Raw genomic sequence first — 13,291 nt, forward strand, 5'->3', positions numbered from 1 at the left:
GTTCAGCAGGCAATTCTTTAGTAATTTGGGGAATTCTCTCAAATCCTGAAGATAGAATTTCTAAATGACGCGACTCTAATTCTTTTTGTATGGCACCGAAACTTCCAAATGGGCCATAAATTAAGATACCGTCCTCGTCCTCAAAAATTTCTTCTGCGCCAAAATCAATTAATTCTAATTCTAATTCTTCAGGATCAATTCCTTCTTTTGGAATTCGAAAATTGCACGTATGATCAAACATAAATTCGACAGATCCTTGCGTGCCCATAGTTCCATTACATTTGTTGAAATAACTTCTAATGTTGGCAACCGTTCTATTGTTATTGTCTGACGCTGTTTCAATCAAAATCGCAATTCCATGAGGCGCATACCCTTCAAATAGTATTTCTTTATAATTTGCAGTGTCTTTATTACTTGCGTTTTTTATAGCTCGCTCAACATTGTCCTTAGGCATATTTGCAGCCTTTGCATTTTGTATAACTGCTCTTAATCTAGAGTTTGCGTCGGGATTTGGACCACCTTCTTTAACAGCCATTACAATGTCTTTACCAAGTCTAGTAAATGTTTTAGCCATTGCAGCCCAACGTTTCATTTTTCTTCCTTTTCTAAATTCAAACGCTCTTCCCATTTTTTATTTATTTAATTGTGTTGCAAAAATACGTCTAATACTTTTTTTTCAAAGTAAAAGCTGTTCTTTTTTTACGGATTTTTGTCTTCATCGTCAAATTAGCGTGAAGTATTATAATCATTAATAATATTTACTGCTTCATTTAGATATGGATTGTTTTTTAAATTATCTATTTGATATTGGTTGATCGTTTTTTCTGTTGGATAAATTCCTAATAAGAATTTGTTGATTGTCGAATTATATACGTCCAGCGGATTACTTGTAGCGTCATATTTATTTATTTGCTCCCACAAATCTGCCGTTATTAGATTTTGCTTTTGAATTGCCAATAATGTCATTGGTAATTCTGTTTTAGAACGATCCAATAATTCATTTATAGTATGGTTAATACTTTTTATGTTTTTAAAATAGTCGTCGGCTGCAACGCGTTTTGCACTGTTTTGAGCTAAATGATTAATTAGATCGCGCTTTACAAAAGGTTTAAATTTTACAGATGGAATAATGCTGTCATTTTTTATGGCCGTTGGAAAATTATTTTCTTTTTGATAAATATTTTCATAGAATTCCGGTAAAATAACATCTGGGTCTACTCCATTGTATTGATGGCTCTTGCCTGTAATTCGGTAGAACTTGTTGATTGTTAATTTTAAAAAATCTGTCATTTTATTTTCTTCTAAAGGCAATATGGTTTGCATTGTTGCTTTTCCAAGTGTTGAACTGCCTAAAAGTAGAGCGCGATTGTAGTCTTGCATTATTGCAGAGAAGAATTCGCTAGCCGAAGCCGTGTTGCTATTTACTAAAACTACAATTGGTCCTTTGTATAGCATTCCTTTATAAGGATCATTAATTAATAATTGCTTTTGTGTTTTATCAACTACAATAGAAATAATGCCTGTATTAATAAACATTCCAGCTAATTTTATAGCTTCTTCCATTGATCCACCGCCATTATCAATTAAGTCAATTACAAGGCCTTTAATATTGTCTTTTTTTAATTTGTACACTTCTTTAGCAACATCTTCGGCACATCCAGCCGCACCAGTTCCATCAAGGTCTGCATAAAAGGTCGGAATCTTAATGTAACCCACTTTGCTTTCTTCTCCGATAATGAAACTAAATACAGAGTTTTCTTCATCCTTCATTATTTTTTTCTCGACAAAAACATCAAATATTTTACCCGAATTTCGCTGTAAAGAAAGCGTAATTTTTTTGTTACTTTCTGAGGTGATCATATTGGAAATCGCTTGCAAAGAAGAGCATGACACTTCTAGTTTTTCTTTTTGATTAAAAACTGCAGTAATTTTATCACCTTTTTTTAATTTTCCAGTCTCAAAAGCAGGGCCGTTTGGATTGATCTCTGAAATAATTATTTCATTCATTTCATTTAAACTTACAGTCAACCCCATAGAAAAATGTTCTTTGGATAAAGAAGCGACAAAAGTAGATTTTGAATCGTTACTAAAATAGGAGGTGTGTGGGTCAAAGTACAAGCAGAAAAAATTATACAAACTTTCTTCTGGTTTAGACTCAGTGGCTAGTAAAGAATTGGTTTGACAAATTTCATTACTAATAATTTTTTCTTTTGCGGCGGGCTCCAAGGTTATAAAGTTTGCCTGTAAAGAATCTAAATTGCTAGAACTGCTTGCAATTTCATTTAATACTTCAAAACGAATTTTTTTATTCCATACTTTCTCGATTTCATTTTCTTTCATATAAATAGGAAAAGATTTTTTATAAAAGCGAATTGTATCGTTTTGATTGTAATTCAATGTCTTTAATTGCAATTGCTCTAACGCTAGTTTTTTTCTCTCTAACCCATTTCTGTACAAAGAAACCATCTCATTTAAAAACGAACAATCGTTTTTTAAAATTAGGTTGTCAATATTGAGACGGTATTTTTTAGCAAGCAAGTTGTATTCTGATCTTAAGAAAATATTTCTTGAAGGATCGTATTGATCTATTAAATTGTCAAAAACGAAAACAGATAAACTGTCATCAATTGGTTTCGGACTTACATGCTCTTTTTGAATCAGTTTGTTGATTTTGTTGACAACCTCGCAAGCAGTTTTGGAGTTTTGAGCCAAAAGCATTGTGGGCAGTAGAAGAAGAAGTGTATATAATTTTTTCATAAAAGGATAAGCATCGTTTCTACTAAATTTACACTATTTTACGTCAAGAAAGTGCTTTTAAACTACTATTTTTTTAAACGAAAAATGGTAGCGTTGATTACTCAAGCTACCATCTTAATTTTTACAGAAGTTTTACTTCTACTTATATTTTCCTATTTTTTATAAAAAGGTAATTTTACCACCTTAGCAGGAACATCATTTTTTCTAACTCTAATATAAATGTCCGAATCAACTGCACTGTTTTCTTTAGTTACATAGCCTAAACCTATTCCGACATTCATAGATGGAGACATGGTGCCAGAAGTTACAATTCCAATTACAGCGCCAGTTGCATCCACAATTTCGTAGTCATGTCTCGGCACGGCACGTTCTTGCATTTCAAAAGCAACCAATTTTCTTCCGACACCAGCTTCTTTTTGCGCTTTCAAGTTCTCAGAATTTGTAAATTCTTTAGTGAATTTAGTAATCCAGCCTAAACCAGCTTCAAAAGGAGAAGTAGTATCGTTAATATCGTTTCCGTACAAACAAAATCCCATTTCTAAACGTAACGTGTCGCGAGCAGCCAAACCAATTGGTTTAATTCCGTAGGCAGCACCCGCTTCAAAAACTTTATTCCAAATTGCCTCAGCATCTGCATTTTTACAATAAATTTCAAAGCCACCTGAACCAGTGTAGCCTGTCGCTGAAATTATAACATCATCAAAACCTGCAAAATCAGCAACGACAAAATGATAGTTGACAATAGCCGCTAAATCTACAGAAGACAACGATTGCATTGCTTCAACTGCTTTTGGCCCTTGAATCGCTAATAACGAATATTCGTCAGATAGATTTTTCATCGGAACATTCAAATCATTATGTTGTGAAATCCATTCCCAATCCTTGTCAATATTCGACGCATTTACTACTAATAAATACTCTTCTTCTTTCATTTTATAAATGATCAAATCATCTACAATTCCACCATCGTTGTTGGGTAAATACGAATACTGTGCTTTTCCTACAGTTAGCAAACTCGCATCATTAGAGGTTACTTTCTGAATCAAATGCAACGCATTCGGTCCTGTTAGTAAAAACTCACCCATGTGCGAAACGTCAAATACACCAACGCTACTGCGCACTGTTTCGTGTTCAGCATTAATGCCTTCGTATGTAATGGGCATGTTATAACCAGCAAAAGGAAGCATTTTTGCTCCCAAACTTTCATGTATGTGCGTTAGTGCAGTATTTTTCATTGTGTCAAATTATTAGTTTTGAAATACAAATTTATTCAAAAAATAAGATAAGCAAGCATCAAAAATTATAAAATTCGCAATATTTAGGAGCTATTTCCTGCTATCCGCTATATCTTTGTGTTTTTGGAGCAAAAATACAAAGGATGCCGCTTTTATCAGGGCTATAGGTAAGTTTTTCAACTCAACAATTTATTTTTAAAACTGAAGTTAATACCTAAATCCCTTAAAATAATTGATTTCTGATTCTAGTCTCTTTTTTTTAATTTTTGAAGTATAAATTCAAATGAAATATAAGGTACAATTCAATTCTAAAGAATTTTTGTAATTTTAAGCAAAAGTTACTCTTCATGAAAAGTCCTGTTTTAGTTGAAATAAATGATATTCTTCAATTTTATAAGAAAACAAATCCCAAAACACACAAAGGATTGCAAGGGCATGTGCTACTTATTGCAGGCAGTTATGGAAAAATTGGTGCGGCCGTATTAGCATCTAAAGCGGCATTAAAATCAGGTTGCGGATTGGTTACTGCTTATATTCCTAAATGTGGCTACGATATTCTGCAAATTTCGATTCCAGAAGTAATGATCATTACGGATGAAAACGAAAAATTTATTTCTAAAATTGCGGTAGAGTTACAAGTGCAAGCAATCGGAATTGGTCCCGGACTTGGACAAGAAAACGACACTCGAATAGCTTTTCATGATTTTTTAAAAAGTAATAAAATACCATTACTAATAGATGCGGATGCTTTAAATATTTTAGCCCAAAACAAAGCGTGGTTAAATTTACTACAGCGTAAAACCATTCTAACTCCACATCCAAAAGAATTGGAGCGTTTAATTGGTACATGGAAATCTGAAGAAGAAAAGTTTCAAAAAACAATGCAGTTCTCCACACAATTTGATGTTATAATTGTGATGAAAGGAGCACCAACTTTTATAATTGATCAAAACGAAGTGTTTCAAAATACTACTGGTAACGCAGCTTTGGCGACCGCTGGAAGTGGAGATACCTTGACCGGAATAATTACAAGTTTTCTTGCACAAGGTTACCAAGCAGTAGAAGCTGCCAAATTGGGTGTATTTATTCATGGTTTAACAGCCGATTTGGCAATTTCTCAAACAGGCGCGCAAGCTTTTATTGCATCAGATATTAGTGCTTATTTAGGAAAAGCATTTTTACATCTTGAATTATAAAAAAGCCCTTTTTTTTTGATCTTTTAATGTGTCAATTGAGATACTCACAAACGCAATGTTTTTATCTTTATATTGTTTTTCTAATTTCTGAAGACATGGTATTTCTTTAATGCACGGGCTGCACCAAGTTGTCCAAAGCTCTATATAAACGTACTTTCCTTTTAAACTTTCCAAAGAGGTTTTTCCTCCTTTTTGATTTTCATAATCAAATTTTGCAGAGGGTTTTCCAGGCTGCATTATGCTTCTGAGTTAGCTCTTCTTTTAATTCCGAATCTGTTGCAATCGATAAAAAATCATGATTTGTTTTTTCGTAATTAGCATTGCTCATATATATATATATATATATATATTCTATTGAGTTTTCAATTAGACGATTTTTTATGTTTTGACTTTTGAGAGCTTAGATTTCTGGAATTACATCTTTCGCTGTGAGGTTAGATTTGTTATTATCTTTGTTAGTTAATTCGTAGAATTGATTCAGCACAATTTGCTTATATTCATTAGTAAATAAAAAATCAGACTCAGGGTCTAAATCCCATTTCTCATCGGCTTTTGAAAAATTTGCGGCTATTTTGAAATTGTTTAAGCTAGCAAAAAAGAGATGTACTTTTGGGTACTATATTATATACAGTTGTTCCAGAAAAAATATGTTTTTGATTTCTTTTTCTTTGAAATAAGCATTTGTAAATTTTGTTTGATTATGTAAAGTGTGAATGTTATTTTTAATTTCTTTGATTTTCTTCAAAAATTGATTTTCGTCTAGTTTATAAGGATCTTCATTTGAAATTGTAGAAGTTGATTTTTGATACTTCGTTTGCCATTATATTTTAATGTGGTACTGAAGTTTTTATCATCAGCGCTTATCATCATTTTTCATTCTTTTAACAAATAGAGAGGGATGCTATTTTTAGCTATTGCAATCGTATACAGTCCTTCATATTTGATCTTTAAATTTTCTGAAAAACTACGATTAGTTTTTAATTTGATTTCTTTATCAAATGATTCTCCTTTAATTCTAATTTTTTCATCCTCTGTATTTGTGATTTTTCCTAAAACCGTTATTGTTTCTTTTAAAGTTGTGAATGAGGCTAAAAGTAAAATTAGTAATAGATACATGTTTTTTTTATTTTAATTATTTTTTTAGAGTTATTCAAATTTAATTATTCTTAATGCATTGGTTTTAAGTGTTTTGTTTTTAATTGTTCTTTTTTAATCCATAGAACGTTTAATGGCTATTTTCTATAATTTATTTTGAATTTATACAATCGTCAGAAATAGCATCACAGCCGATAAAAACCAACACAGTTATTTGTAAATTTGTAATGGCGGAAAATGCGTCATTAATAGTAGGTTATGAAAAATAATTTTGATCTTAGAGCGGTTACGGTTACTCGATACATCACGCCGCTGCGAGAAGGTGGTTCGCTACCTGCTTTGGCAGAAGCCGATGATGACTTTAAATACGTACTAAAATTTAAAGGCGCAGGTCACGGTGTTAAGGCATTAATTGCCGAATTAATTGGCGGTCAAGTTGCCAAAGCACTGGGTTTGCAATTGCCAGAATTAGTTTTTGCGCACTTAGATGAAGCTTTTGGCCGTACAGAAGCCGATGAGGAAATTCAGGATTTATTACAATTTAGTCAAGGACTTAATTTGGCGTTGCATTTTTTATCGGGAGCAATTACTTTTGACCCTGTTGTAACGCAGGTCGATGCAAAGTTGGCTTCGCAAATTGTTTGGTTAGACGCTTTTATTACCAATGTCGATCGAACATTCAAAAATACCAATATGTTAATTTGGCATAAAGAACTGTGGCTTATAGATCATGGTGCTTGTTTGTATTTCCACCACTCTTGGACAAATTGGGAGCAACATGCTGTTAGTCCGTTTAAATTGATCAAGGATCACGTATTATTACCGCAAGCTTCGGTGTTAGATGAAGTAGATGCCGAATTTAAAAAACTATTATCTGCTACAATTCTAACGGACATTGTCAACACAATTCCTGAGGAATGGTTGCAATGGGAAGATACCGATGAAACGCCAGAAATGCTAAGAAATGTGTATTTGAAGTTTTTGACGACGAGATTAAATCATTCAGAAATTTTTGTAAATGAGGCAAAAAATGCAAGATAATCACTTATATGAATATGCCGTTATTCGTGTCGTTCCAAGGGTAGAACGCGAAGAATTCGTTAATATCGGAATCATTTTATTTTGCAAAAGGGCTAAATTTATTAAAGTGCTTTTTCATTTGAATGGAAATAAAATCCAATCATTATCAGTTGATTTTGATGTCGATCAATTAGCGTGCAATTTGACTTCTTTACAAAAAATAGCAGAAGGGACCAAAGACGGTGGACCAATTTCAGAAATGGATATTCCGTCACGTTTTCGATGGTTAACGGCAATTCGAAGTTCAGCAATTCAAACCTCAAGACCGCATCCAGGATTAAGTAAAGATTTAGACCAAACAATTCAACGATTGTTTGCAGAGCTGGTATTGTAGATTACGGCTTAAAGTTTAAGAGATTCAAAGTTCTTGACCGCAATAGTATGTACTTTACGAGACACTTTTTTCTAAGAAAATAAATTCTAAGGGTTCTTTAGCAATTGAAATGTGAATATCATTTTCAGGAAATGGTTCACGAACCCCTGTATCACTATAACCGTTTCGTTTGTACCATGCGATAAGTTCTTCTCGAACTGAAATTACTGTCATTACAATACTGTTTAATTGTAATGTTTTGGCATGGTTTTCCGCTGCGACTAAAAGTTTTTTACCAATTCCGGTATTTTGTATTTCAGGAGAAACAGTAAGCATTCCTAAATACAATTGGTTCTGTTTTGTTGTCAATAGCACAGAACCAATGATTGAATTTGCATTGGTAAATTTAAGAATGGTATTCTTGTGATCATCGAGAGCTTCTTTGAGCTCAGCCTCAGTAGTTCTTTTTCCCTCCAGAATAAATGCTTCAGTTGTCCATCCTTTTTTGGAAGTTTCGCCGCGATAGGCTGAATTAATTAGAAAAGTTAATTGCGGAATATCTTCTATAGTTGCTATCGTAATCATAAGTGTCGTTGAACCAGTTTTAAACTTTAATTAATTTCGTCAAAAGTAGTTCCTTGGCGAATGTCGCCTGTAGTATATCCTTTTTTAAACCAATAAATTCTTTGTTCTGATGTTCCGTGTGTAAAGGAATCAGGAACAACTTGTCCCTGCATTTTTTTCTGAATGGCATCGTCACCAACCGCATTGGCAGCACTTAAAGCTTCGTCAATGTCACCTGCTTCCAGATTTTCCTTATTATGATGTGCCCAGACACCCGCATAAAAGTCCGCTTGAAGCTCAAGAGCAACCGAGAGTTTGTTGGCTTCTGCTTGACTTTTTCCTTCTTGCATTTGTCTCATTCGATCCGAAGTGCCTAATAAAGTTTGAATGTGGTGGCCAATTTCATGTGAAATTACGTAAGCAATGGCAAAATCACCTCCTTTTGCTCCAAAGCGAGTTTGTAATTCCTCAAAAAAGGCTAAATCCATATATACTTTTTGATCTCCAGGACAATAAAAAGGTCCCGATGCAGACGAAGCTCCACCGCAAGCGGTCTGAACCGACTCTCTAAAAAGAACTATTTCTGGTTGTTTATAATTCATCCCGTTATCAGAAAATATTTTGCCCCAAATGTCTTCGTTGTCCGCAACCACTACACGCACATAATTTCCCAATTCTTCGTCTTCTTTGCTCAAAGCAACTGCTTCTGTTTGCGTTGACTGTTTTCCTTGCAATTGCTCAAGAACTGGAGTGATTAATTGAGCATTATCTCCACCAAAAACATTTACAAGTAAAATGATAATTCCGATAATTCCACCACCAGCAACTAATTTTCCACCAGACACCGATCGTCGATCATCTACATTGCTACTTTGTCTTCTGCCTTGCCATTTCATATTATTTTATTTTTAGTGAGTTTGTTTATAAAACATGTACTAACGAATTTAAAGTATTTTTTTTGTAATTAAAAGCAGTGTCTTATTTTTCTGATTCATTTGTATTGAAAAACTGAATAACGGTGTTCTCAATATGTCCTTTTATAATCGGTTTTGAAATGTAATGGTTCATACCGGCCTTTAAACATTTATTTTTTTCTTCTTTTTCGACCCCTGCAGTAACTGCAATTATTGGTGTTTTATCGCCAAAAGGTAGTTTTCTAATTGCTTTGGTCGCTTCATAACCGTTCATGATTGGCATTTCAATATCCATAAAAACCATATCAGGATTGATAATTTTAAACAGCTCAACACCCTCGTGACCGTTATTGGCGTGAAAAATAATACAATTCACAAACAGGTTTTTAAGTGTAGTTTTAAGCAGTAGCATATTAACATGATTGTCTTCAACAATTAAAAAAGTCATGACGCGATTCGCAGTTCCATTTTTTAAAATGTCATAGACTATTTCAGGTTTATTGCCTTCAAAATTCACGAATTCATCACAAGTACTTAAAATGATCTCAAAATAAAAAGTACTACCAATATCAACTTGACTGTCGAGGTTTAACTCACTGTCCATCAATTTTAGTAATTTATTCGAAATGGTAAGTCCCAAACCAGTGCCACCAAATTTTCTTGTCGTCGAGCTATCTTCTTGAGAAAAAGCCTTAAAAATTTTTTTCTTGTTTTCTTCTAGAATTCCAATTCCGGTATCGGTAACAGCAAAACGCAATTTAAAGTGCTCTGCATCAATTTTCTCCACAATAGCAACCGACAGCGTAATTGTTCCTGTTTCTGTAAATTTTACTGCGTTGGATAGTAAATTAATTAATATTTGTTTGATTCTAACCACATCAAAACAAAAGTAAGTTGGTAAACTGCTGTCAATTTTTAAATCAAGCTTAAGGTTTTTTACTGTTGATTCGTACGAGATTAAATCGATAACCTGACTTAATATTTCTTTTATACTGTATTTGTCAATGTTGAGTTCTAATTTCCCTGCTTCAATTTTAGAGAAATCTAGAATATCATTTATAATTTCGAGTAAAGTTTGAGCCGACTGATTTACCGTCGTTAAATACTTTTCTTGAATACTTTCCAGCTGTGTTTTCAATAGTAAATCGGTAAAACCAATAATTCCGTTCAAAGGTGTCCTAATTTCATGCGACATGTTCGCAAGAAATTTTGACTTTGATTTACTCGCACTTTCTGCTATCTTCTTGGCTTTTATCGCATCTTCTGAGTCCTTTTTGTGTGTGATGTCAAAATAGATCCCACCAACATAATCAATTTCATTACCTCTTTTAATCACATCAGCGTATTCTTCAATCCATACATATTGACCATTTTTCTTTTTGATTTGATATGTAGAATGAACTGGTTTTCCGTTTTTTAAATCGCGTTTTTGTTTTTTTACAACGTTCTCTCTTTGCTGTGGGTGAATCAAAGACAAGAATGATATTTTATTTTCTAGGAAATCAGTTTTACAATAACCAGTCAGTTTTTCTATTTCATCATTTAGAAAAATTTTGGTCGAAAAATCATCATATTTTGAAAGGTAAACGGTGCCAGGAATGTTGTTAGCAATAAGATCAAATTTTTCTTCACTCTGAATGATTCTTTCTTGTCCCTTTATTTTTTCTAAAAAAGTCGAAATATTATTGGTTAAACTTTGAAATACATACAAATCATCACCCGACCAAGTGCGTTCGTTTTTACAATCGTCCACTGCAATAAATCCTGTAAACTCTTCATTAATGTACAAGGGTAAAATTAAAATTGATTTAATTTCATTTTCAAATAATGCCTGCTTTAAATATCCTTCTTCTAATTTGCTTGTTATAATTTGTGAAACTAATTTTTGCTTACCTCTTTCAATAATTCCAGCCATATTTTCCGGAGTATGAAGTCGCAGCGGTCTTACCGCATCTACAATTCCAGGTCTAGTGTATTTTACTTTTTGGGTAATTAACTTAGTTTCTGGATCTTGTTCGTAATAAAAAACATGGTCGGACTTGCTCGCTTTTCCGATAATCGAAAACGTTTGTTTGAACATGTCGATTGGCGCTTTATTCGACAAAAATTTCTCAGTACATAGCGCTAGTGCAGAAAGCAATTTGCTTTTATATTTTAGTTTCTTTTCTCTTTTTAAACTTATTTGAGTAGCAATTGCTAATGAAAGAATGTCTGACACGGTTTTGGCAAAATTTGCAGCATCACCATCCCATTCTTTTTCATTTTTACTTTCAAAGCAGACAATACCGTAAAGCTGTCCGTTAACGTAAATTGCAGAATCAATAAGAGATTTGTTACCGCTTGCATTAAGATAATCATGATCGAACTCAGATGTTTCGTATTTGCTCAAAGAATCATTAACGATAATTTGATTTTTACTTTCTATTGATTTAAAATAGATAGGATAATCTTCTTTTAAGAAAATACTATTTAATCGTTGTTCACTAATTTGGACATTAGCATAAATGTATTTGCACTTAATTTGTTTAGAATTGTATCTCCAAAAACTAACTGCATCGATGGAAGTGCTTTTAGCTGCTTCTTTTATAATGTGCGCTATAACGCTTTTGCTGCTTTGATATGTTTTGTAATTGGTTGTAGAGAGATTTTTTAATGCTTCGTTGTATTGATTGATCTTTATCAAACGCGCTGTATTTTCAGTTTCCTGTTTTCGTTGATTGCTAATGTCTCTTGCGATACCAGAGTAGCCAATTATTTCGCCTTGGTCATTTTTGCGAACAATTACTTTTTGAGAAACCCAGATTTCTTGTCCATTTTTTTTGAGTAAAGGAATCTCGATAATCGGAAAGTCATCTCCAATTTTTTCTAAACCTTCATAAAAATCGTACGTTATTTTTTGATAATTAGCGGGTATCAATAAGTTGTAGTGTAGACCTAAAACTTCAGTAGCCGTATATTGAAGTTTTTTGACAGCAAAATCATTGACAAACGTAAAGTGACCTTTGTCGTCTAGATCAAATATAATGTCGGATGCAGATTGAATTAAATTTTTGAATTGTGTATTCGTTATGTATTGTTCTGTAATATCTTGACCAATTCCAATAATTAGATTCTCGCTAAAACGTTTGTCTTTCCACAGGATGTATTTATACTCGCCATTTTTACATTTTAGTTTTCGAGTGTATAAATTAGTTTCGTCATGATTTTCGAAATATTTTATACCAACGAACTCTGTGTCTTCGGTTAAACGCCAATATTCCATTCCTAAAACTTCGTCAGGAGTATAGCCCAATATTTCTTGAATAGATTCGCTACAGAAAATAAACTCACCTTTTTGGTTGCAAACTACCGTCAGTGAATTGGCTTTTTGTATGATCTCGTTTGCAAAACGAAACTTATCTTTAATATTTAGACTGATAATGTGTCTTATTTGGTTGATTACCAAGATAGTTATGCTAAAATTGAGTAGAATAATGGCCTTGTCGGAAGGTATGACGCCGAAGAGTAAAACAGTAATAAGAAAGAGAAATACAAAGGCAGTAAAAATAAAATAAAGCTTTACAGGTTTTATGAAATTGTAAGCAAAGAAAAATAAAACCAAAAAAGACATGGTCGGAATGACTTCAGTAGTTTTTACAATTAAATTTCGACAGACATACATGAAAAATAGTATGATGCAAAAAGTAAATATTTTTTGAATTCGATCAAAGATAAAAAGATATTTTTGAGAAAGATAATAGATAAAAAACATTGCAGAACCAATTATAGTATTGGTTGCTAACATGCTAGTGCTACGAATGCTAAACACCTCGTAAATTAGTTCAGATAAAACAATTGTAATCGCTATAAACAGAAAATACAATTGATACTCTTTACTCGTAATTTCCTTTTCTTGATACTTCACAAAGTAATTCGCCTTCAGCTCGGTGCTAAGGTGTGAAAATTTATAAAATAACAAAAGGCTCAAGCTAAAAATACCAACTGCTATTATTGCAAAGAGCGGAATATCATAACCATATTTGTTAATAAAGTCATTGATTTCGTGACTTTGCATAAAATCGTACCCGAGAATCGAGTTCCATTTTAAACTAGAAAAAACAAAGTTTTGAATAATAGTTACCAACATATATATGGTAA

11 protein-coding genes (1 of these 11 only partly in view) are annotated in these 13,291 nt (G+C 32.9%); 3 read left to right on the top strand and 8 right to left on the bottom strand.

Translation table 11 applies throughout. The features are described from left to right. The 3 genes from ACRASX_RS08210 to gcvT form a co-directional block, all read right to left on the bottom strand. A protein-coding gene (locus ACRASX_RS08210; RefSeq protein ID WP_432223048.1) for a YebC/PmpR family DNA-binding transcriptional regulator crosses the window boundary here: on the bottom strand, positions 1-628 show its 5' portion. It extends 89 nt beyond the left edge of the window; only the first 628 of its 717 coding nucleotides appear in the window; it begins with the start codon at positions 626-628; its stop codon lies beyond the left edge, outside the window. 98 nt (positions 629-726) lie between these two features. After that, positions 727-2,757, bottom strand: a complete 2,031-nt coding sequence (locus tag ACRASX_RS08215) for a carboxy terminal-processing peptidase (protein WP_432223049.1) — start codon at positions 2,755-2,757, stop codon at positions 727-729. 152 nt (positions 2,758-2,909) lie between these two features. Further along, positions 2,910-3,992 (bottom strand): glycine cleavage system aminomethyltransferase GcvT, encoded by a 1,083-nt coding sequence (gene gcvT, locus ACRASX_RS08220; protein WP_066307686.1) that lies wholly within the window; start codon positions 3,990-3,992, stop codon positions 2,910-2,912. 347 nt (positions 3,993-4,339) lie between these two features. On the opposite strand from gcvT, the gene ACRASX_RS08225 reads away from it, so the two are divergent. After that, positions 4,340-5,188, top strand: coding sequence for an NAD(P)H-hydrate dehydratase (locus ACRASX_RS08225; RefSeq protein ID WP_432223050.1), 849 nt, complete (start codon positions 4,340-4,342; stop codon positions 5,186-5,188). On the opposite strand, the gene ACRASX_RS08230 is transcribed toward ACRASX_RS08225, so the two are convergent. Both ACRASX_RS08230 and ACRASX_RS08235 read right to left on the bottom strand, forming a co-directional pair. Then, on the bottom strand, positions 5,183-5,425 hold the full coding sequence (locus ACRASX_RS08230; RefSeq protein ID WP_432223051.1) for a TlpA family protein disulfide reductase: 243 nt from the start codon (positions 5,423-5,425) through the stop codon (positions 5,183-5,185). The two genes, ACRASX_RS08225 and ACRASX_RS08230, sit on opposite strands and share 6 nt — an antisense overlap. A gap of 636 nt (positions 5,426-6,061) precedes the next feature. Beyond that, positions 6,062-6,304, bottom strand: coding sequence for a hypothetical protein (locus ACRASX_RS08235; protein ID WP_432223052.1), 243 nt, complete (start codon positions 6,302-6,304; stop codon positions 6,062-6,064). Between the two features lie 237 nt (positions 6,305-6,541). Between ACRASX_RS08235 and ACRASX_RS08240 the strand changes: the two genes are divergently transcribed. Next, a complete protein-coding gene (locus ACRASX_RS08240) occupies positions 6,542-7,324 on the top strand; it encodes a HipA family kinase (protein ID WP_432223053.1) in 783 nt (260 codons plus the stop codon). Continuing rightward, the gene (locus ACRASX_RS08245) at positions 7,314-7,697 is read left to right on the top strand and encodes a DUF3037 domain-containing protein (protein ID WP_432223054.1); all 384 of its coding nucleotides are present in this window, start codon (positions 7,314-7,316) and stop codon (positions 7,695-7,697) included. Before ACRASX_RS08240 ends, ACRASX_RS08245 begins: the two co-directional genes overlap by 11 nt. 54 nt (positions 7,698-7,751) lie before the next feature. Here the strand turns inward: ACRASX_RS08245 and ACRASX_RS08250 are convergent, their stop codons facing one another. The 3 genes from ACRASX_RS08250 to ACRASX_RS08260 all read right to left on the bottom strand — a co-directional run bounded on the left by ACRASX_RS08250 (position 7,752) and on the right by ACRASX_RS08260 (position 13,280). Next, a complete protein-coding gene (locus ACRASX_RS08250) occupies positions 7,752-8,261 on the bottom strand; it encodes a GNAT family N-acetyltransferase (protein ID WP_432223055.1) in 510 nt (169 codons plus the stop codon). Between the two features lie 26 nt (positions 8,262-8,287). Next, positions 8,288-9,136, bottom strand: coding sequence for a KPN_02809 family neutral zinc metallopeptidase (gene ypfJ / locus ACRASX_RS08255; protein ID WP_432223056.1), 849 nt, complete (start codon positions 9,134-9,136; stop codon positions 8,288-8,290). A gap of 82 nt (positions 9,137-9,218) precedes the next feature. Next, positions 9,219-13,280, bottom strand: coding sequence for a PAS domain S-box protein (locus ACRASX_RS08260; protein WP_432223057.1), 4,062 nt, complete (start codon positions 13,278-13,280; stop codon positions 9,219-9,221). Between the last annotated feature and the right edge of the window lie 11 nt (positions 13,281-13,291).

Origin of the sequence: Flavobacterium sp. TMP13 (assembly GCF_050847115.1) — a bacterium.
Lineage (GTDB): Bacteria > Bacteroidota > Bacteroidia > Flavobacteriales > Flavobacteriaceae > Flavobacterium.

Bases quoted from the DNA above. Each gene is read 5' to 3' on its own strand.
- ACRASX_RS08215 (WP_432223049.1), bottom strand. From the start codon at position 2,757: ATGAAAAAATTATATACACTTCTTCTTCTACTGCCCACAATGCTTTTG.
- gcvT (WP_066307686.1), bottom strand. From the start codon at position 3,992: ATGAAAAATACTGCACTAACGCACATACATGAAAGTTTGGGAGCAAAA.
- ACRASX_RS08225 (WP_432223050.1), top strand. From the start codon at position 4,340: ATGAAAAGTCCTGTTTTAGTTGAAATAAATGATATTCTTCAATTTTAT.
- ACRASX_RS08230 (WP_432223051.1), bottom strand. From the start codon at position 5,425: ATGCAGCCTGGAAAACCCTCTGCAAAATTTGATTATGAAAATCAAAAA.
- ACRASX_RS08235 (WP_432223052.1), bottom strand. From the start codon at position 6,304: ATGTATCTATTACTAATTTTACTTTTAGCCTCATTCACAACTTTAAAA.
- ACRASX_RS08240 (WP_432223053.1), top strand. From the start codon at position 6,542: ATGAAAAATAATTTTGATCTTAGAGCGGTTACGGTTACTCGATACATC.
- ACRASX_RS08245 (WP_432223054.1), top strand. From the start codon at position 7,314: ATGCAAGATAATCACTTATATGAATATGCCGTTATTCGTGTCGTTCCA.
- ACRASX_RS08250 (WP_432223055.1), bottom strand. From the start codon at position 8,261: ATGATTACGATAGCAACTATAGAAGATATTCCGCAATTAACTTTTCTA.
- ypfJ (WP_432223056.1), bottom strand. From the start codon at position 9,136: ATGAAATGGCAAGGCAGAAGACAAAGTAGCAATGTAGATGATCGACGA.
- ACRASX_RS08260 (WP_432223057.1), bottom strand. From the start codon at position 13,280: ATGTTGGTAACTATTATTCAAAACTTTGTTTTTTCTAGTTTAAAATGG.